Origin of the sequence: Exiguobacterium sp. MH3 (assembly GCF_000496635.1) — a bacterium.
In the GTDB taxonomy this organism is placed as follows: domain Bacteria; phylum Bacillota; class Bacilli; order Exiguobacteriales; family Exiguobacteriaceae; genus Exiguobacterium_A; species Exiguobacterium_A indicum.
The window spans coordinates 2716566-2738476 of record NC_022794.1; the positions used below are offsets into that span (position 1 = coordinate 2716566).

Annotated in this window: 10 protein-coding genes and 1 pseudogene; 2 read left to right on the forward strand and 9 right to left on the reverse strand. The window is 44.6% G+C overall.

The window, feature by feature from the left end; all coding sequences use genetic code 11:
- Positions 1 to 25: 25 nt before the first annotated feature.
- The 4 genes from U719_RS14125 to U719_RS14140 all read right to left on the reverse strand — a co-directional run bounded on the left by U719_RS14125 (position 26) and on the right by U719_RS14140 (position 12152).
- Positions 26 to 3151 carry an Ig-like domain-containing protein gene (locus tag U719_RS14125; protein ID WP_023469461.1) on the reverse strand — a complete coding sequence of 1042 codons (3126 nt, stop codon included), beginning with the start codon at positions 3149 to 3151 and terminating at the stop codon, positions 26 to 28.
- 311 nt (positions 3152 to 3462) lie between these two features.
- Positions 3463 to 4869, reverse strand: coding sequence for a serine protease (locus U719_RS16550; protein WP_023469462.1), 1407 nt, complete (start codon positions 4867 to 4869; stop codon positions 3463 to 3465).
- Positions 4870 to 5071: 202 nt separating this feature from the next.
- Positions 5072 to 10093 carry a right-handed parallel beta-helix repeat-containing protein gene (locus U719_RS14135; RefSeq protein WP_023469463.1) on the reverse strand — a complete coding sequence of 1674 codons (5022 nt, stop codon included), beginning with the start codon at positions 10091 to 10093 and terminating at the stop codon, positions 5072 to 5074.
- A 298-nt stretch (positions 10094 to 10391) separates the two neighbouring features.
- Positions 10392 to 12152 carry a hypothetical protein gene (locus tag U719_RS14140; RefSeq protein WP_144080711.1) on the reverse strand — a complete coding sequence of 587 codons (1761 nt, stop codon included), beginning with the start codon at positions 12150 to 12152 and terminating at the stop codon, positions 10392 to 10394.
- Between the two features lie 321 nt (positions 12153 to 12473).
- Between U719_RS14140 and U719_RS16890 the strand changes: the two genes are divergently transcribed.
- Positions 12474 to 12611, forward strand: a complete 138-nt coding sequence (locus tag U719_RS16890) for a hypothetical protein (RefSeq protein ID WP_158408708.1) — start codon at positions 12474 to 12476, stop codon at positions 12609 to 12611.
- A 120-nt stretch (positions 12612 to 12731) separates the two neighbouring features.
- Positions 12732 to 13514: a YheC/YheD family protein gene (locus U719_RS14145; RefSeq protein ID WP_255343805.1), complete on the forward strand. Its 783-nt coding sequence runs from the start codon at positions 12732 to 12734 to the stop codon at positions 13512 to 13514.
- An 88-nt stretch (positions 13515 to 13602) separates the two neighbouring features.
- Here U719_RS14145 and U719_RS14150 read toward each other — a convergent pair.
- The 5 genes and pseudogenes from U719_RS14150 to U719_RS14170 all read right to left on the reverse strand — a co-directional run bounded on the left by U719_RS14150 (position 13603) and on the right by U719_RS14170 (position 21891).
- Positions 13603 to 14549: pseudogene (locus U719_RS14150) on the reverse strand (IS30 family transposase).
- A 244-nt stretch (positions 14550 to 14793) separates the two neighbouring features.
- Entirely contained in the window at positions 14794 to 17664 is a 2871-nt protein-coding gene (locus U719_RS14155) for an Ig-like domain-containing protein (RefSeq protein WP_023469467.1), read from the reverse strand.
- 925 nt (positions 17665 to 18589) lie between these two features.
- Positions 18590 to 19942, reverse strand: coding sequence for an Ig-like domain-containing protein (locus tag U719_RS14160; RefSeq protein WP_023469469.1), 1353 nt, complete (start codon positions 19940 to 19942; stop codon positions 18590 to 18592).
- Positions 19943 to 20174: 232 nt separating this feature from the next.
- Entirely contained in the window at positions 20175 to 20582 is a 408-nt protein-coding gene (locus U719_RS14165; RefSeq protein ID WP_023469470.1) for a hypothetical protein, read from the reverse strand.
- A gap of 73 nt (positions 20583 to 20655) precedes the next feature.
- A complete protein-coding gene (locus U719_RS14170; protein WP_023469471.1) occupies positions 20656 to 21891 on the reverse strand; it encodes a UDP-glucose/GDP-mannose dehydrogenase family protein in 1236 nt (411 codons plus the stop codon).
- Positions 21892 to 21911 lie beyond the last annotated feature (20 nt).

Genomic DNA, 21911 nt, shown 5'->3' on the forward strand with positions numbered 1-21911 from the left:
CTTCTTTCTTAGAACATCATTCCGATTAGGATTTGACGATTTTCGTGATGACTTTCGCGGAACAATTTTTCGCAGCATCTTCTGCGTAGATGCTGACTGTCTCTCCGGCTTTCCAAGCGTTGATGCGTAGGAGGTAGTTCCCTTTCGCATCTGCCTGCGTCCGGTAGGCTTTCTTCTTATACGTGACGACGATGTTCGCTTTCGCTTCCGTCTTCCCGTTGATCCGGGTCGATTTCGAAGTGATGCGTGAAACCGTCGGCGTTTTTGGTCCGATATCGTCTTTGATTTTCAAAGAAACGATTGATCGTTGTCCGAAGGGATCACGTGAATGGATCGTGATCGTCTTCCCGATTCGTAGTGCACGATACGCTTTCATCGAAAACTGCTGATCTTGATACAAGTCGACACCAGCTAAGTTCATATCATTGTCGTCATAGGCTTCGACGGCATGATACGGCTGTGCGATCCCTTTAATCAGGCGTGTCTTTGCGGACGCTGTCAGCTTCGTCACCTTTTGATTCTGATACGTCGAACGGATCGTCTTTTTCAACGTCGCTCGCGCGGTCCCGTCCGAATTACGTAACGTCAATTCGACTTGGAATGGTGCTTTCATCTTCTTCGGTAAGGTGAAGACGGAGCGCGGACGCGTACCGGCTAGCTTGACTTCTTTTCCGTTGATTTTGAACGTATAACGGCTCGGACGAAGATGTGTATCCTGTGTGACGAACCAGATCTTGTTCTTCTTCTCACTCCAGTGGATATCTTGGACCGGGTAATCGACTGGTCGTTTTTCCGTCGTTTTCGCTGTGCCTGCCTCGTTTCGGATCGTGACACGAACGATATCCTGCTGCGTGAGCGCTCGTTTTAAGCGCATCGTCACAAGACCTTTTGTATCGGCTATTGCTTCATACTTTTGCTCACCGATGACGGCTTGGACCTTCTTACGTGGAGCTGTTTTTGCTTGCAACACCGTCTCACCAAAACGCATCTCGTAGACGGTCAGTGGTGGATAAGTTGTACTTAAAACGGATGTACTCACCCAATCAGACGTCATGTCCGAACGGTTCGTCCCCCGAACTTCGATTCGGGTGATGCCGTCTTGTTTGAACGTCCTGCTCGTTTGGCTGTCCCACGTATGGCGATAGAATCCGAATCGTGAGAGGTCCAGCTTCACCGTCTTAACGAGTGTTTCTCCTTTGTAATAACGCACGTCCGCTGATTTCAGGAGGTCGTCGGATTTAAACAAAACTTCGCGCTTTGAGTCACTGATTTTCGGAATCCGAATCGCTGGTACGGTTTCATCTGTCAATTGGCGGTTATACTTCAGTACATCCTTTGTTCCTGGACGCGTGATGGAGATCCGCATCCATCCTGAGTAATCAATGGATCGTGTCTTGGACGTATCGATAGAGGCGGTTTTCAAAAGGAATTTCCCGTCTTTTGAAACTGTCCCTTCAAATATAGTGTATCCGCCCGAGTTATACGCATCATACGCAATCGGCATCTCTAGACGGATCCGCGTGCCAGGTTCGCCTTTCCCTGTCAACGTCTGGTCATACGGACCGAAGGAGTCGAGATTCATCTCAGTCAACGGATGAAGGACACCCTCGAACGTCGCTTTTCGGACATCCTGCTCGTCCGTCAAGAGCGTCAACGTATAACGATCGCCCTCCTGAATTCCTGTGATTTGTATAGGCTGCCCCTCAGTGTCTCGTTTCGGGAAGAGGAAAGTTTGAGCATCAAAACTGCCGTCCGTATGTTCGATGATGATCTTACCAGTGACGTCCGGTGAGCCTTTCAGTGGATTCGTCAGCTCCAGTGTGTTCCCGTTGAACGACATCGCTGGTTTGGCGAGCGGTCGTCTGTCTTGAACCGTCCAAGACCGTACTTCGTAGAAAGTGCCATCTAACGAGCGGACGGACAAGCGGATTTCACCCTTGTATTGTTTCGGGAACTCCATGTGAAACTGTCCGTTCTCGTCTGAAGTTAGCGGAAATCTTAACCCGTCATACTCGACCCGAAAGTCTCGCTTCGGAATGGTCTTCCCGGACAAAACAGGATGTTCGGACGAAATCGGCTGATCGAGCGTCAACGGGAACGATTCTGGTCTTGCCGGTAACTCGACGAATGTCAATCGGGACTGTTCATCATGTTTGAACGTCACTTCATGAACTGGTTCCTGCATCTCCGTGACGTCACACTGAAAATAACCTGTCGCGTCACTCGTTGCGCAAATCGTATCATCGAGCAACACTTGACTGTTTGGATAGGTCAGTCCTTCGATCTGGTTTTGTGGCGCTTCGACGAGTAGATAATACGCTGCAGTCGGACTTGGCTGATACGCCGGGAGGATTGCTGTCGTTTTAGTAGAGACAGATCCTGCACTCACTACTTGAAGCGTACGTCCTGTCTTCACTGTCTCGAGCGTTGGCGTATATGGGAACGTCACGTTCCCCTTCGGATCTGCAACGACCGTCCAGGCGGCTCCCGTCTCTTCGTCCTTGAAAGTCAGAACGGCATACGGCCACGCATTCCCGACGAATTGTTTTGTTTCGAACGCATAGGGTTCGATGGCGATTGTAGCTGGCACTTTTGTCGATAGCAGTGTCGTCTCGCTTTTCGCCCCTTGATCCGTCTTCGCATAGACCCGCATCTCTGACGTAACGCCTTTCGGGATGAGAAGCTGATGTCTCCCCGTATAGATGTCCCCTTCGTAAGACGCATAGATCGTCGCGTCAGGTGACGTCGTTAAATAGAAACTATTCTCCGTCTGTCCGACGTAAGTAACGGATGGTAATGGTTCTTCGGTCGGCGTCGGATTCGTCGGTTCATAGGAAATCTGGTTCTCTTTATATCCGTCTATATCCAGTATGTATAGGTGAACGGATTTCATGCCAACTGGCTGCGGAAGCTTAATCGAGAAGCTACCAGATTCATCCGCTTGACTCGTATATAAGACGTCGTCTACATGAACATGAACGGTCGTCTTCGCTTCCGCCTTTCCTTTTAGTATTTGATCTTCTACCTTATACGGCAGAAGCGTCGGGTGTTCGGTTGCCAGGACCATGCTCGGAAGTAAGAAACATAAGAGCACCCCCAAAACATAGCCTACGATCGTTTGCTTCAATTCCTTCTCTCCTTTTGATTCCATTGAAATTAATAACTCCAATTGATTTTATTACCATATTGCGTTTATTTCAATATTTTATTTAAAATATATAAATTAATAGAAAATTTGATATTTTTATGTACTCTATCATTTCATTGTAGATGAATTTTTTCAATTCAGAGAGCTGATGAATATGGATTGATTCTTTATTGAAAAATAAAAACCATTCATTTGGAAGCAGTAGTCGGCTTCTTCTAAATGAATGGTCAAGAACGTTCTTCTATCTCTATTTCCTCGGTCAATAATACAATTTGTCACTTCAACAGCTATTATATTTTAGCTTGTAAAATGCTTTAATCTACACTTTTCTTACGGATATCACTGAATACTCGATAAAGTTGCTGACTCTTATCAAATTGATTGCTTGAGATCAAGGATTCACCCGTCGTAAACTCATACAATAAATCATAAGGTGTTTCTTGATAGTCTGTCGCAGAAAGACCTTCTATAGGAAAGACTGCTATGAAATAATCGCCTGGAACGAGGTTTACCACTAATCCTTGTATCAGATTTCCTTCAAGATCAAACTGCTCACTGTATTGAATCGGCTCTCCTTCCACATCATAAAGACCGATCTTGAAATATGGAGCCAGCTGACTCCCATACTCTCCTAACAACACCAATTTCATATTACGATTCGTGTGAAAACGAAATATGTCCACATCCTCCTCATCGAACGTCGTACCTGAAATCGAACCTTGTGCATATGGAATAATATCTGCTTGATCGAACGTATCGTTTAATTCCTGTTCGCCTAATTCTCCTTCCCCTTGAACAACTGGTATCTCAACAAGTTGCTGTTGGATATCCGAAATCGTTTGACGCTTTCGCAATACGGTATCTAATTGTTCGTAAGGAATAGCATAGTTCATGTTTTCCGCATCACTACGTTTCCAAGAGACGATACCTATCACCCGACCATATTGATCGATGAGTGGTCCTCCCGAGTTTCCAGGATTAACGGTCGCACTGAATTGAATATAAGGAAGTCCTCCATCATACACTCTACGATTACTAAGAATCCCTTGAGTGATCGTATTACTAATACCTTTTGGACTCCCGAGGGCATAAATGACAGAACCCGTACTTCCTGCTTTTGCTGTACGCAAGGAAGCGATATTCACCATTTGAGGGACATCTAGTATAGCTAAATCTAATTGTTCATCCACTGCTTTGATGTATTTTGCCTCATAGATCATTCCGTTCGGAAAATGAATACGTGCTCTCTCATTATCCGTTCCTGAAACGACATGATGATTCGTTACGACTTCTCCTTGTTTTGTGACGAAGCCACTCCCTAATGAAGTAACGTCACCGTTCCTATTTATCATTTCAATATATGCAACAGATGGATTAACGGATTTAAAAGCTGCCTGTGCGTCAAGTTTTTTCCAGTTTACCGTCACCGCAACAATTTGTTTTCGTTTCGTTTTTTGCTCATATACCGTAATCATCGCCTTGCCCGCTCCAATCGCTTTTACCTTTCCTTTTGAAACGGTTACTACGTTACGATCCGATGTCTTCCAGCTATAGCTCGGTTTAGAAATTCCTTTTGTTTTCACTTGTATCGTTTTCGTTTGTCCCGTGACGAGTGTCATTTTTTCAGGAGACACAACGAAGCTCGCAGCTGATACCGAGTCTGCTGTATAAAAGAAAAACAACAATAACAACAGACTACTTACGCCTATCCATTTCTTCATCCTCCATACTCCCCTTCCTTAATTCATTCCTTACTTCATGATATCAACTCTCGAAGCACAATTTTCGGAGTACTCTTTTCATGATGGAAATCTATTTTTAGTTTTTTGATTGCATCCCATTAAAATAATTTCCGCGCATCACATAATTAGGAAAAGCCACCCTGTATTCAAGGTGGCTAATCAAATTACCGCGGTTGTGTATCTATTTTTTATCCGTCCAATACGTCTTCTCTTCTTTTTTCATCTCTTCTCTCGTAAATCCTTCTGCCTCGACGATGACGTTGCTATTTCCTTCAACATAATCCTCAGAGACAATTTGTTCTGCTTCCTCGATTCGACCACTCTTGAAGATCAAGTGAGCGGGTAAGTCAGAATCCGTTCCACTGCCTAACGCGACATTGATACCGTACCATTTATTTCCAGATGTATTGACGTTATTTGCTGTTACACGCGATCGATTGACGATGATACCAGCATTGGCATTATCGCGACTTGTCACGTTCGTAAGCGTCACGTCTTGGGATCGATAAATGTTGATGCCGCTCCCAATCGATTTTTCGATGATCATGTCTTTTACTTGAACTGCTTCTTTCACATTGACGATCGATAGAAGATGTGTCGCCGAACTCGTTTGTGACTTGAAATAGTCTGTCCGTCCTAACTGTGCATGATTCTCGCCTTGAAGCGTGATCGCTTTATCCAACACGAGCTGTTCATGTAAGAGATGTTGACCATTGACGATGACCGTGTCCCCCGCTTGTGCGGCTTTCACTGCTTGATGTAACGTCAGAAATTGTCGGGTAGTGCTTTTATTTTCAAGATAGAATCCTGAAAGTCGCTTTGCGTCACTCTTCGTCCAATACGACGATGTCCCCTCCACTTTATGCTCTGTATAATCCGCTGTCACTGAAACATTTCGTGTGTCAGAAGGGCTCGCAACGATCGCATATTCTTCTGCCAGATTCCCGCTCTCTAATTTAAAGATGGATGATTCTTTCACTCCCTTGCCTGGAGCTACACCCACCCCGTACCATTTGTTTCCCGATGTATGGAATGACTGACCCTTGACCGTCGAACCGTTGACAATCAAACCAGCTGCTTCATTGTCCCGACTCGTGACATTTTCAAGACTGACGTTTGAAGAACGATAGACGTTAATCCCGTTTCGAGCCGACTTCACGACGTCCAGATTCTCAAGTAGGACGGCTCCATTTCCTGCATCGATCGTGATCAAGTTCTCGCTGTTGACGTCCGTCGTCTTTAAGAATGTTTCAGACGGCATGATTTGTGCTCGACCATCGAAAGATCGGATGTTTAGCGCCTTATTGATCAAAACTTGCGTCATGACTTTCGCATCTCCATTGAGCCAGACCGTATCGCCCGCTCCTGCTTTTAAAACAGCTTCATTCAACGTTTGATGACTCACCAACTGACGTTCTGATCCAGCAATGGATTGTACATAGACACCTTTCGGCAGCTCATTCCAGTACGCTACTCCCTTTTCGCCTTGCACGCGGTAGTAATCGTTTCCGTTCTCACCGAGATCGATTTCAACCTTATCTTGGATTAGACCTTTATCCGCATAGACTGCCAATTTTTCTAATAGTTTCCCTCGATTTAAAATGAACTTCGCCGGTGTCGTGACACCTGTTCCTTGATCGACGTTGACACCGTACCAGAGATTCCCCTCCGTTTCGAGTCCGTTTGCTGTAACGATTGATCCGTTGACGACTAGCCCTGCTGCTGTGTTGTTTAAGAGCTTGACTTGCTCGAGCGTCACGTCTTTTGATTGATACGCCTGGATACCAGAGCGAAGTGACTTCTCAATCGTCAGATTCTGAATCGAGACAGGTTCTGTGACGTTTTCGATGGAGATCAGGTTCTTCGATGGATTGTAGTCCTTATCGTCCGCTTTTACGATCTTGAAATTCGCTGCTGGCATCAAGCGGCCATCCTGTTCTCCTTTCAGGGTGATCGCTTTGTTGATGACCAGTTGTTCCTTTAGTGCTATCGTGCCGTTAATCAAAATCGTATCACCTACTTTAGCGGCACTCACAGCTGCTTGTGGCGTCGAGTATTGTTTCGTCTCTTTTGAACTGACGACATAAACACCATTGCGTCTGTCCTGAGAAGTCGACCAGTATTTCTTTGTCGTTCCTTCGATCGCATGTTCCCTGAACGATGTTGGAACATTGACGCGTACTTGCTGATTGGCAACATCTGAGACAACCTCGTATTCTTCTTCCAGCACACCGGATTTCAGTGTAAAGTCCGAGACCTCATTCACATTTACACCTGAATCGACATTGACACCGTACCAAGCATTTTTTGACGTATGCAATCCTTCTGCCGTCACCTTCGATCCGTTGACGATCAGTCCTGCTGCCGCGTTCTCAAAACTCTTGATCTCCTGTAATGTCACGTCCGACGAACGATACGCTTGGACGCCTGTCGCATACGATTTTTGGAATGTCAGACCATTCAATAGGACAGGTGCCTGTACTCCGTTGATTGAGACAAGGTTATCAAGCGGGCGACTACCGGTCTTCTTAAATGCGGCAGATGGCTCCAAGACGGCTCCTGATCCATTGATCGTCATTCCTTTCGTGATTGCTAGTTGTTCTGCCAAGGCGTACGTACCGTCTTTCAAATCAAGTTGTGTACCTTCTGGTAGATTCGCAAGTAACGGTGTCAATTCCGCCGCACTTCGGTTCGATACCGTGACGTCTAGATTGTTTACCTCGATATTTGCCCCACTAGCGTTCTTTATCGGCAAATACGCTTCTCCCTCGACCGATGCCTCTGCATAATCTAAATCGACATTCTGCAATCGAAGCGTTAAGTTCGGACTAGCTCCTCCTGTCGTGATTCGCCCTTTATCAATGCGAGTGTTCTCGATTGTCGCTGTCGTCGTTTGTTTGTCCGTACTGAAATAGATACTACCAGCGAAATTTCGGTCGAATTCATCTGTGTCGACTATTGTATTTGGCATGATATGCGCATCACGTAACGTAAAGTCCGTACCAAGCACTTCGATTACTTTATTGACTTCGACTTTTGGCATCAAAGAGAGTTTTTCGAGTGTGACGCCATCCGCGATGACTGTAACCAGATTCTGAGTCGCCCAGTTGCCGTTCTTACTGAATTCATCCCCATAGAGACGTGTGTTTTTTTCCCCTACGATTCGAAGATCCTTTTGAACAATCGGGAAGTAGTATCCAGTCTGATTACCATGAGTGATATTTTTATTTGGTTTCAGAGCATAGTCTCCACTTTGAATGAACCAGAGTTCTCCCTGTACCGCTTGTTTCATTTCGTTTTGTTTAGCGATGGCATCCGCTAACTCTTTGCTTGATCCAATGACTTTATCCGCGTGATAGAGTCGCTTCATATCACTATCCTGATGTACTGTGTGACCCGCGACATTCAACGGTGTCTTCCATGTCAACGTGTTTGAAAATGCGAGCCCAGACTTGCACTCTGCAATGTTCCAAGTAGCGTCTTTGACGTCCACTGTCCCCTTACCTCGAATCGTGAGTTCACCGTCATCCGTACGTATGTTTCCCGTCAGTGTCAACGTGATACCCTCTGGTACATAAAACGTTTTCGCGGTCGTCATCTTGCGCCCGTCAATCGTCACATCTTCCGTGATCTCAAATTGCGTATTACTTGCGCTATCTAGATAATTATTGAGGTGTTTCGTAAAGCTCGGAGGTGTCTCGACACCTCCACCGCCAGTACCACCACTTGGAGGTGTGACAGGTGGCGTAACAGGAGGTGGTGCTGGCGGATCGACCGGAGGTTTTGTCGGTGGAATGACGCGTGTCTCTTCGACCTTCACCTCATCAACGACCGTTGTTCCTGTGTCGATTGTTCCTTTGTTCGTTGCCGTCTCTTCAATCTTCGTTATATGCGGTAGCGCGATACTTGTTGCCGAAGAAGAGTCGAGCGTGACGGTTTCGACCGGTGCCGTTCCTTTGATCGAGAGCGTCGCTCCTGTAGTCTGAACTTGCATCGCATTCGTTGGCGTGTTCAGCGTCAACTCTTTCATAGCACCAGCGAGCGTCAGTGTGCCGATCCCTTTTCCACCACCGACTTGGAGTGAAGCATTCGCAATCAATTTTTCAATCATGATGTTTTGACCTAACGTCAATGCAGTCTCGCCGAGCGTTTGTAGTTGCATCACAGGGGCATCGAGCAACACCGTTCCGCCTTTGATATCCACACGATTCACAGGCTTCGTACCTGTATACTGCGCTGACTTTTCGAGAGTGAGCGTCTCTACTGTAACCTGTTTTCCGAACAGCAGCTGCGACTGGTCTCCGACCGCTGTCACTTGCTTGACGTCACCAGATACATTCATGTGAATGGTAGCATTGCTTCGCTTCGTCACCAGTTGATCGATGTTCGTTGTTCCGGTAACGCTTAACTGTTTGGACTCGGAATCGAGCGTCCCGATCGATCCGTTGAGTGTTAACTGACTGACATCCGTCTGTGTGTTGATTCGAGAGATTTTTTGTCCCTTCAGGATGTGTAACGTACCGTTTGCTCGGACGTCGACTGTATTCACGCGAGATTGATTACCAAAGAGGACAGCAGCATTTTTCCGATTCAACTCAACGGATTGGAACGTACTTCGATCGAGTTCCAGCTTCGGTTTCGTGATCGCCTGTTTCGTCGCCTTGTTCGTCTTGCTGCCGTGAAGCAGACGTGTCGATTGAACGCCGGTCATTTTTACGAGCGTCTTAGCTCGATCCGATACATTCACTTCAACCGCCTTGATGTTGCGAACCGTTACGTAATCGGCGTTGATGATTAGATTTCCTGTCAGCGTCGTTTGAAGTCCTTCCAACACAAGATTGCGTTCCAGTTTCTTGTTTGATTTGGATGGTTTTCCGGAAGTATTCAATTCAATCGTATGTAGTCGTAACACACGTCCTTTTGTGTCGTAGGTAAACGCCAGGCGTGCTTGTTTTAATATATGTTTATTCTTTTGGAAGAATGCTCCTTGCGCTTTTGAGAGCTGATAGGTCTTCTTCCCGATTTGTAAGGACTGTTGGCCAATCCGTGTAAGTGAGCTCAGCTTCAGCATCTTACCCGCTGTTTTTTGTTTGACCGATTGCTGCGTCGCTGCCTGTACCGATAGTACGGGAGTCGGAATGATGGAAAATAGTGTGGCCGCCAATGCGACCTGTGTCATGGACCGATGGAATGATAATGGCATTTCGTTTCCTCCTGATGATAGGTATTCCTACCCATAGTGATGATGCTATGAATAGAATAGGAGAATGAAACGACATTGTATATACATTTAAGGCTAATATTTTACATATTATCCCTTTATAAACTTTTTATTTCTAGGTTGATAAAAAAATCAAATTATTCATTTCCACCATTTCGAAATTTTATTGCAATAAGAAGGTGAACTCATTAAAACTGAATAATTTTTTTGAAAATAAAATAGCAGATGACGTATGTCTACGCCACCTGCTTCATGTATTTGATTCAAGAATCGGAAAGTCTCATGATGAAATCTTTTGGTTCCCTTTTTTAGAGGATTGCTTACTCACTGTGATGAATCGTACCGTATCCTTTTTATCAAAATAGGTTTCTACGGAGAGATCGTTCAAGCGATAGCGATCGACACATTTGATGGTGTATTTCGCGAATGTCTTATCGGACTTTGAAAACTGATGCGAAATGGAAGGAGCGTACGTTGTTGAGGTCACTGGTTTACCAAAGACGGACTGAATCTCCTTTTTTGAAATCGAGCGCTGTTCGAGTGCTGGGAGCATCGTCAGCAACTCAATCCGATTCGGCTGATGTTCTATGGGACGTGGATATCGTGAAGCAAGGACACTTCCTTTCCATTTCCCGTTCATATTCACCTTCTCTTTTGGAATGATCATCTTCCCCTTCGTTCCTTTGAGTTTCGAATAGGACGAGGACAGAACCGGTAAGCCTTCAAACGATTGGCGATCGAGCAGTGATTGGCGGTGACGCTCTAGCCACGGTATATCTTTTAGGGACGATAGCTTCGGCGGTGCGACCTTACCGGTAACAGTCGCCGTGAACCCCTCATAGGTTGCGGATAAGGTATAGTCTCCTTCTGCTTCACCGTGCAGTTTCCCCGATTGAATGAAGGCTGCTTCCGGATGATCCGTCTCCCAGTTAACACCCGCTTTGACGAGAGCAGTCTTTCCGTCAGCTCGCGTAACTTCAAGTGCTAATGTTTCTGAAGCCCCTCGATCTATGCGTTGACGGGCTTTTGGTATTTGAATTGCGATCGGTCGTTTCGATAATGCTTTTCCACTGTAGATGTTCGTCTGGTTAGATCCTTCGACGATGATGGAATGTGCTTCATTACTAAGCTCGACACCTGATTGATAGGAAAAATCCTGATTGTGGTCGAGAGAAGTATAAATACGCCGTCCCGTCTCTCGTTCAAATAACGAGAAGGGGCAATCACTTCCGGACGAGGTGACCGCGATGAAGGTTCCTGACTCGTCAATCGCGATGTCACTATAAGAAACGTCACTTCCCATCACAAACTGCTCATTCGTCTGTGTTTTTTCAAGACCATGATTTAAATCGTAGACGTCGGGCTGTGGTACTCCCTGTTCTCCGATGACGAGAAGCCCCTCGTCATTCATGTCAAATGCCTCGATCCCATTTTCTTCTCTCGCATGGATAACGCCTGTATACGTCAAGTCAGCGGTGTAGAGATATACAGCAGACGAATAGAAGACAGCAACATGATCGCGTACGGTTAACAATTGACCGTATGGACTGGTTCCACGGCTGCTAAGGAGTTGCTCCGTATCTAAATCATACGAAAGAAGTTGACAGTGCCCATCATTCTTCGCCAGTAACACAACCGTGTGCGTATTCGGAATGAACTGGACGTCAACGAACTTGGTAATCTTGTCTTCCTTGTCGACAATCTCTGACACTTCTTGAACCTTTGTTCCAAAAGCATTGTAGACATGAAGCACTCCCTGTTTTATCACGACATGTCGTGTTTGATCGTCCGAGACATCGAATCCTTCAATTGATGATTCTCTACCAGAGAGCGACTGAATGCGTTCTCCACTTTGAAGGTCAATCAGACTAAGTTGTTGATAGGAAGACCACTCCCAAACGCGTTCTTGTCCTTTGACGATTTGAAACTGTCCCGATAACCCGAATGATCCTGTTAATGGTAGAGTGACTTCTGCTGCGACAGGTAATGCCCCTCCAAAAGATATAATTCCCCCAAGTAAAGCCATCATTATTTTTCTCATACCTATCATCCTTTTTAGTCTAACTTTCATTCATAGTTTAACGTATTCAAGGATAATAAAATTCCATTTTTTAAAACAAAAGAAAATATTTACAATCACTTAAAATGATTTTGTCGATAATGCGCTTTCCTTTTATTAGTTAATTGGAATGCATTAAAAACGTACGTATTAAGAGAGTGGAGACAAGTCGGTAATCATTTTCAACTCAATTTCTTTAACCATTCTACTTTGACATGACATACAATAATGGTAATAATATGAAATATTTTATGGGAGTTGACTCACATGATTGTTTTATTCAACAATGTAAAATCACCTCGCATGATTCTACCAAAAGAACGATTACATTATTACATCGAATATGCTCAGCATTTAGGACAACAGGTGGTCAGTTGCACGATCGAAGATGTTGATTTTGATGCTCAAGTCATTCAAGCAGAAGTATATGATGGGAAGTGACGTCGCCAATCGATTCCGTTTCCGTCTTTACTCTTAAATGAAAACTGTGTTGTTCCTTCACAATCAGCGCATCCCGAAGAGGATCTACGTCTTCAGCAAGTCATTCCTCATTTCTTTCACCTGATTGATGATAAGTATGTGCTTCAACAAAAACTAGAAGATGCGGGATCGTGGGGAACGTTATTCATTCCAACCGAACGATTAACAGGATTCGATCAATTTCTAACACAGTTGAAGAAACACAATGTCACCATCTTAAAACCAACGAATGCATCTAAAGGAACAGGAATATATAAAATTACAAAAGCAGCGGGGGTAGGATATTCTGTAACTATTCAAGATCAGCGTCATGTGTATACCTATCAACAACTACGAACGTTGATCCTCTCGTTAATCGAACAAAGCAACTACATTATCCAGCCATTCGTAACATCACGCACGGCAAGCGGCGAAACTTTTCATCTGCGCACACACTTAGTTCGAGACGCCTCTGGTCAATGGACGATGCTCGCTTCCATTGCGGATCTTGCAATAAAAGGACGGTTTATCACGAATTTAAGTGGCTATAAGACGGAACGAGCTGACGTGTTTCTTCAATCGTTACATCCTGAAGGTTCCTTCATGCATCATGCACTCGTTGAACAAAGTCTTTTACTAGCGAAGGCCATCGACGCTTTATATCCCTTCACCTTACCCGAGCTCGCTCTTGATTTTGCATTAGACGAAACATGTGCCCTTCGATTTTTTGAAGCCAACACAGGACCTGAAATCATCGCTTATCAGGAAGAACGCGAACAACGTCGAGCAGAAGCCTTGATTCCCTTTGCTGATGCTGTATCGCAAGCGATTGAACAAATTTCTATTGAGCAACGATTTGGACGACATTTTAAAGTTGGACAATGAACTTTCTATAATTCGGAATACCACTTAACAGAATTTGTTCTTACATTTCTTTGAAATATCTTTTTTTCGTTATCTTTTTGACGGTTTGTCAAATTAAGTGCAACACTTCTTCTGCGAAGACCTTGTATACAGTTTTCCAGTTGAGACATTTTCGCGGTCTCCCATTGATCCAGGTGAGCGCTTGAGCGAGTTCAGAACGACTGACCTTTCCGAAATCTGTCCCCTTCGGGAAAAATTTACGGAGAAGATCATCGGCGTTCTTGTTACTCCCACGCTACCAAGAAGAATGCGAATCTGCAAAATACATCAGTACGCCTAAAGTGTCACGAATTCGTGAATTCGTTCATGACAGCTAAACTCTTTTCCGCAATCTGTTGTCGCAGTTTGGAACGTTTCCAATGGGAAGTAAAGATGCAATGCTTGAATCACAGACTCCATCGATTGAGCGGACCGATCTTCCATCGGTACAGCGAGATAAAAGCGGCTCTTTCGCTCGACGAACGTTGCGACACAGGCTTTAGATTTCCCTCTACCCGAGACAACAGTATCAAGCTCCCAATGCCCGAACGTTTGGCGCGCTTTGACGTCAGACGGACATTTACTGTTTGGCAGTCCGACGTTAAAGCGTCCACGCGTCTCACATGGTTTCTGACGCTTTCCCTTTTGTCGGAGAAGTCCAGAATCGGCCTCGACGTGGCCCATATGAATCCAACGATAAATGGTCTTGAACGAGAGTCCTTCTTCTTGAAATAATCGTCCGGCAATCTGTTCAGGGGACCAGGTCTCTCGTAACTTTTTGAGGATGCGGACTCCTTTTTCGATCGTAAACTTTGTCCGTGCACCGCACTTCTTTTTTCGCTCAACATAACGCTTGTCGGCATAGGAAGAATCATAGTGAGGATTTCGTTTCAATTCTCGTGAAATCGTAGAAGGTTGACGCCCAAAGCGTCCAGCAATCTTTCGGATAGAGAAACCTAACTCGAGATACGTCTCTATTTTGACTCTTTCTGATGTGGTAAGATGAACATAGCTCATAACGAATCCTCCGTTGAATGTGGTGTGGTAACTTTATTCTACACGAGGTCATTATGGGTTTTTTGTGTTTTCAGCTAGGTGTTGCACTTAATATTACAATCCCTTAATATTACAATCCGTCGGACAAAAAAACACCCTGAGCCGCGACGGTCAGGGTGTATCAAAGGAATATTATATATTTAAAAATAAAATTACCCCGCATAAGTACGAAACTCAGCGGGGTAAGATGAACAAACTTTAAGGATTACTTAACTGTAATCGTTGTAGCTGTTTTAAGTGTGTTACCAGCAGCATCAGCACCAACTGTTGAGTTAGCAGTTGTTACAGTTACACTGTTGATAAGACCTGAAGTTGAGAATTTGAAGTCAGCAACAGGACCGTCAGCAATCTTGATGTCGCCAGCATTGAATGTTCCGCTGTTGTCAAGGTCGATGTATGTCGGAGTAGCAGCAACATCATCAGGAGTTCCAGCAAGATTATCAGCACCGTTATTAGCTGCAGTACCTTGCTCTACAATGTTTTGAAGGCTAACGAGGTATTTACCTGCATCAGATCCTGAACCAGCACCCAATGTAAGCGCAGCTGCTGGGACTGTAGTTCCATTGACTTTGACAATTACATCACCGATTACAACAGGTGTACCTGCAGCAAATGCTTCGCTGAAACCAAGTGAGATTTTGTTATCTGCTGTCAAGCTACCATTCGAGAGAACAGGCTTAACGTTGTCAGTGACGTTTACAGTACCGTTGAATGCATTCAACTTCGCTCCATTTAATGCTTCTACGTTTGCAACTGTGATGATAGTGCTAGAGTCAGTCTTATTGAACGTTTCGTCAGGTAAGACAATCGTTGCAACTTCTTGATCAGTATCCAATGTGATTGAAGTACCAGCCGGGAGTGGCTTCCCACCAAGAGTGTAGTTAGCAAGATCTGTTGCAGAGTTAGCAACCGCTCCACCTTTAACAGCTGAAACAAAGTTCACACGGATTTGGTTTTTAGCTGGAGCTGTAACGTTAGCTTGCAATAATGAGAACGTTCCAGCATTGGCAGTTCCGAAATCAAATGTATGATTGAAAGCTGCTGAAGTGTTTGCAGTTTGTGCTTGGTCAGAAACAAGTCCTGCACCGAATGAGAATGCATACTTACCTGAAAGTGCAGCAGGTGTTGTTGCAGTATAAACAATTTTCTTATCACCAGCCGTAACAGCTGAAGCAGTCAAACCACCAAGGAATGAACTCGCTGAAACTGCCACACCATTCTCATTTACGATTGTTGGAAGAACAGGCGTTCCAGAGCGAAGACCTTCATTAAAGTATACTTCAAGGCTAGTCACTTGACCTTGTGAGTTTTTAACAATCTTGAAATCAGTTGCAACTGGTTTAGCAGCATCTTTAACTAGAGTTACAGCTTGAGTTCCTGCATTGAATGAATTACCAAGCTTGTCTTTCATTGTTCCAGGAAGAACTACAGAAAGTGTACGGCTGTCTTTATTAGTGAACAATGATGCAGTCACATCAAGCAAGAATTTCGTATCGTTAGATCCTGGAACTACAGTAACGTTGCTGTAGTTAACGTTTCCAAGTAATTCATCTTTAACAAGGTTAGCAGAAGCAACTAAAGCGCCTTCTACTGAAGCAGTGTTCATTGGTTTGCTGAATGTCAAGATGATATCGTTGTCACCTTGTGGTGCAAGCGAAACTGTTGGTGCAACAGCATCAACTGAAACATTGAATGATTTAGATGTTTGAACAGTTACGTTACCACCAAAGTCAGTCAAGTTGATCAATTCAATCGTGTGTTCTTTGTTCGCTTCCAATGAAAGACCTGTGATTGTACCAGTTTTTCCAGAGAAAGTTACAGTATAATAATTACCATCAACTTTAGCCAACGAAGAAACAATTGGTTCAGAAGCAGTTACAGTTAACTCAGTAGCGGTTGTACCACTTGTTTTAGCGACAACTTCAGAAATTTCCGGTTTTACAGTATCTTCAAAAGTCAATACCTTCGTGTATTTAGCAGTCGATTTGTCAGCATCAGAAGCAAGAGCGATTGGTTGAACTACGACTACTCCGTTTGTGACTTCAACTTGTGTAGCAGATGCGAATGTCAAAGTAGCTGTCATACCGTCTTCAGAAAGCGATACTGATGAAGGATTAACATTATCGATTGAGTATTTATTAAGAGTTTCAGCTGCAGTTTCGTTAACTGCTTTGTTGAATGAAACCTCAACTTGTTTAGCATTGATTGCTTTGACTTCTTTAACCATTGGCGATTCGATTACGAAGTCTTTAGCAGGTGAAACTACATCACCGATTTTAACTGCGAACGAATGTGTTCCAACCGGAATGTTTTTACCAGTAGCTGTAAACTTACCGTTTTCGAGCTTACCGTCGATTGCAGGAAGTGCTTTGCTTTCGTCTTTGCCCGGGAAGATAAGAAGCTGTGCTTTTGCATCTTTCGCTGGGAATTTCACGTCAGCAGAAACTGAGAGATCATCAACTTTTACTTCGCCCATCACGTTTGTGATTTCAGCAGCTTTGACTTCATAAGCGATTGAACCCTTGATTGAAGAGTTTTTACCCATGTAGTTGTAAGAAAGCTTCATTTCGCCAGCTTTGTCTGTTTTTTCAGCCGTGAGGTTGAACGATTTAGCAGAACGAGCGATGACTTTACCGTCTTTGTATTTCACGTCGATTGTTGAAGGAAGGTTGAGTTTCTCACCAACTGCGACAGGAGCGAGCTTTGGCTCAACAACGTCAACTGGGTAGTTGTTCAACTTCACTTTGATCGAAGCTTTTTTCGCAGTACCTGAAACAGTACCAGAGATTGTTTGGTATTTACCGATGTATTTTTTGTCGTAAGAGACTTTGCCCCATTTGACTGAACGGTTTTCGTATTTCTTGTTTGAAAGCAATACTTTAACCGTTTTTGGAAGTGACAATTTTTTCACTGCGAATGTGTAACCACCGTAGTGTGAGATTGAAGCTGGGTTTGTAACAGATTTAACTGTGACTTTCGATGCAGCATCCGCCGTAAGGCCTGGTGCTACTGCTGAAGCTGTCACTGCAAGAGCAGCTGCTGCAGCGTATAATTTGTTCGATTTCTTCGTGCCCATGTGTAAAAATCCTCCCTTAATTAAACTACTAGTTGACTTGACGACTTGCCTCCAATAAAAGACAAAAGACAAACTTCAGGATCTCCTTCACCCAGCCTTTTCTCGTCCATACAATGGTAATAAAGTTGCTATTTCTACCAACAAAATTTCAATTGCATTTCAAATCCAAGTCAGATAAAGGAAGAAGTCTTACGTCCTGACGAAAATTAATAATTAGATAAAATAGGTAATATTAGAAACCTAATTTTTCCTTTTCTATCGAATCAGTATGTAATCGTCATTCCATATTCCTTATCGACACCTGATACTCCAATGTTTAACGATTTCTCGAAGAAAAATCGTTTTTCATGAATTTGCAGGTTAATCCCACTGTTTACCAGTTGTCTCGACCTACAAGAATAAATATACCGAAAGTGTTTCATTTCAACAACCCTAAATTTGTAACTAAAATGCAATCTAATGGTCTTATTAAAAATTTTTTACATGGTGTCTTATGGAAAATGATTTTTCGATTACCCTACTGTTAAAAAACACCTTTTTTTCGACAAAAAGTGACACGTTTTCACGACTGGGTGTCGAATGATTTTTTTATCAAAAAAGCTAGACTAACTTCTCTGCTTTTAGTCCGATTTTAAAAAACGCGGAAATGATTCGAAAGTCACGCACTGTTTTTCGATCGAAAAATAATAAAAAAAAATTTTTTTTCGTTTTTTTGAACGTTTTCCACATTCGATGTTCGTGAAACCTGCTTGGAATTGTGACCAAATCATGAACCCAAGTCGTATTTCATGAATTGCTCTCAAACATTTCACCAGTTTTAAATAGGTCATTGTCTGATGGTAATCATTGCTAATGACCCTACTCACTTTGAAATCCGAACAAAAAAAGAAACAGCAGGTGATGAGACCCACTATTTCTTTTAAAATTATTTTTTTGAGACTCGGAGTTGCTTCGTCGTTTTTCCGTACTTATTTTGCGAAGTGACAGTGATGACCGTTCCCGCTTTTTGTTTTTGGACTTTCCAATTGAAATGTCCTTTTGCGTCTGCTTTTTTTGTGTATGTCTTTTTTCCAAGCTTCATTGTGACAGTAGCACCTTTTTCAGTCGTTCCACTGACATATGCCGACTTAACGTTCATCGCCTTTAAACTGACGCTTGGTAACAGATGACTCGATTTGACTTGGAAGTGATAAAGTCCTGTATAGTGGTTTGCATCATTGATTTGTAGATAGTACGTCCCTTTTGGAAACGACCATGTATTCAAGTAACGTCCCGGTGTTTTAGATTCACCTGGTAACCACCCACTGTCGATTATCTCCCCTCGCTGATCAATCCAATTGATTTTCATAGATTTCAGATACGATGACAATTCGAGTGTTACTTCACTCTTTTTCGGAACTACGATTTTATAGAAGTCGTTCTGATCCGACCAATTTAGGAATCCCGTCACTTTTTTATAGAACGCTAAGTTTTCCGCTTCGATAATCCCGTCGTTTGGCTCATTTTCTGTATTGTTTGCAGCCTTGAAAGAAGCTTGAATATCATAGACACCTGTGTAGCTATTGTTGGAACGATCCATGTATAGATAGTAAGTACCAGCAGCCAAGTCGAATGAACGTATCCATCTACCAGGTGTCTTTTCCGAACTACTGATCGTATCACTATCTACCTTTTCTCCATTTTGATCCATTAACGAGATTTTTGAATGCTCGTAGATATAGGTCGCAATATCGAATGTGACCGTACCGTCTTTCGGAACCTTGATACTATAGACATCACGATCATCTTGTTCCGAAAGCAGTCCACGAATCTTTTGATTGAATATCAAGACTTGTGCCTCAGTTATCCCATTGTTTGGTTCATTATCTGATCCAGCCACCTTTTTAAATGTCGTTTCTACTTTATAATCACTTGGCATACTGCTATCATTCTCTACGACAAAACGGTAATTACCTGCTTCTAGATAGTAGTAATCATACTCTCTTCCAGGTGTCTTACCATCACTATCAAGCGAATGATCCATAATTGTCTCATTGTATTCATCGATCAACTTAAAATCTGTATTTGGTCCGAAGGATGTGAAATCAAACGTTAATTTTCCAGCGTCCTCCAAAGTCACACTATAATCGTTCGTTTCATTCCCTGATACTATCCCTTTCAATACACCATTCAACTGTAACATTTCTTCTGCAGATACCAATGTACTTGACGGTCCGTAACCAAAGAGTACCGTACTCGCTAACAACATAGTCGCTGTCCACTTCCACACATTTTTCATGATTTCATTCCTCTCTTGTAAAGATTTCGACTTTAAGTATAACGAACACTCTAATTCAAATACTTTCAAATTACCTAAATAATGGTAACACGTTTTTAGTTTTCTGTTCTATTCAAAAAAAAAGAAAGCCACGCGGGCTTTCTTTTTAAAGTCGACTTACTATTGTTCGCCCGAGTACAGCGTTCTGCTCCGACGCGTTGACTACCTGCCAATAGATCCTCTCTTATAGAACTCACGGTAGAGCATACATCGACTTTTCCAGTGCTTCGAGAAACGGACGCTCGGCAAAGGCGTTGCTCCGTTCTGCCGTGACGACGATCGTCTCCTTCTCGCGTTTAAAACGGACCGGTAGTCCTTCTGCGATCCAGTCGAGCTGGGCTTGCATCTTTTGGCGGATGCTACCGCCCTTGCGTTCGGCTTCCATGAACTGACGTATGTACTGCAAAACATAGCCGAATCCGAACTCGATCGGAATTCGTAGTTCCGTCCCGCGCTGACGAATCCGAATCAGTCCTGCCCCGTAATGGACGGCCCGTTCCCACTCTTCGTTCTGTCGTTGATTCCATCCGGGATATAACACGTGTGCCTCGAGCGCTCCTTTTGGACCACTCGGTTGAACCGCGAAATAATCGATCTGCATGTCGCTTCGTCCTTTCGTCTAGCAAAATAGGGATGACACCATGACTGGTCTCATCCCTAATGACAGGTCGCACTTAGCGTTTGTTCGAAAATTCTTTCCCCGGACGTCCGATCGCTTCATAGGCAACGCCTGCCGGGGCATCGACGTACTGCCAACAGTTCCGTCCGTCGATCAAGCGTGGCGTCTGCATGACGCGCGTCAACAGTTCCGGTGCCATCGCCTTCATCTCTGGCCACTCCGTCATGATGACAGCGACGTCCGCTCCGCGTAACGCTTCTCCAAGCGTCGGTTTCTGGTCAAGCAATGTCCGCGCCGCCGGATCATAGCCGACGACGACGACACCGAGTTGCTCGAGCCGTTCCGCGAGGCGTAAGGCTGGTGCGTCCCGTAAGTCGTCCGTTCCCGGCTTAAAGGCAAGACCGAGTAGCGCGACACGCATACCCCGCTCCGGTCTGATCTTCGCGAGGACGTAATCGAGCTGGGCTTCGTTCGTCCGGTCAGCTGCTTCGATAACGTGCAGCGTCGTCTCGTGCGTTCGCGCAAGCGTCGTCAATGCGGCGATGTCTTTCGGGAAACAAGATCCGCCGTAGCCGGCACCTGCTCGCAAGAAAGCAGAACCGATCCGAGGATCAAGTCCGATCCCGTGAGCGACTTCCGTTACGTCGGCACCGACTGCGTCCGCGAGCCGGGCGATCTCATTAATGAAACTGATTTTGACGGCGAGGAAACTGTTCGCCGCATATTTCGTCAATTCCGCTGTCGTCGGATCAACGACGACGACCGGAGCTGTCGTCTGAAATAACTGCTCGACCGTTTTCGCGAAAGTGGCATCTGTCGTCCCGATGATCAGACGGCTCGGCTGACGATTATCCGCGAGGGCCGTTCCTTCACGCAGAAACTCCGGTACCATCGCGAAGCGTAACGTTGGGTGCTCGTCTTGCAGGCGTGCTGTCGTTCCCGGTGGCACCGTCGACTTGACGATGACACTGGCTCCCGGGCGCGTTTCTTCGATCAAGCGTGCGACCGCTTCGACAGCCGATAGATCACAGCTACCGTCTGCCCGTTCCGGAGTCCCGACGGCGATCAAGTACAAGTCGGACGCCGGATAGTCCGTCGTGAACGTCAAGCGTTCGCGATTGAGGCGGAGCGCGTCTTCGATTCCTTCTTCGGTGATCGGTGCGATCCCTTGCGCTAACCGTTCCATCCGTTCTGCATTCAAGTCGACACACGTCACCTCATGTCCGTTTTCTGCGAGTCCGATCGCGGTGACGAGTCCGACATATCCTGTCCCAATCACTGTTGCTTGCATCTCCATCACGTCCTTGTCCA

Excerpts from the sequence above, each read along its gene's own strand:
- U719_RS16550 (WP_023469462.1), bottom strand. The coding sequence starts at position 4,869 with ATGAAGAAATGGATAGGCGTAAGTAGTCTGTTGTTATTGTTGTTTTTC.
- U719_RS14165 (WP_023469470.1), bottom strand. The coding sequence starts at position 20,582 with ATGCAGATCGATTATTTCGCGGTTCAACCGAGTGGTCCAAAAGGAGCG.
- U719_RS14125 (WP_023469461.1), bottom strand. The coding sequence starts at position 3,151 with ATGGAATCAAAAGGAGAGAAGGAATTGAAGCAAACGATCGTAGGCTAT.
- U719_RS14155 (WP_023469467.1), bottom strand. The coding sequence starts at position 17,664 with ATGGGCACGAAGAAATCGAACAAATTATACGCTGCAGCAGCTGCTCTT.
- U719_RS16890 (WP_158408708.1), top strand. The coding sequence starts at position 12,474 with ATGATTCTACCAAAAGAACGATTACATTATTACATCGAATATGCTCAG.
- U719_RS14135 (WP_023469463.1), bottom strand. The coding sequence starts at position 10,093 with ATGCCATTATCATTCCATCGGTCCATGACACAGGTCGCATTGGCGGCC.
- U719_RS14170 (WP_023469471.1), bottom strand. The coding sequence starts at position 21,891 with ATGCAAGCAACAGTGATTGGGACAGGATATGTCGGACTCGTCACCGCG.
- U719_RS14140 (WP_144080711.1), bottom strand. The coding sequence starts at position 12,152 with ATGAGAAAAATAATGATGGCTTTACTTGGGGGAATTATATCTTTTGGA.
- U719_RS14160 (WP_023469469.1), bottom strand. The coding sequence starts at position 19,942 with ATGAAAAATGTGTGGAAGTGGACAGCGACTATGTTGTTAGCGAGTACG.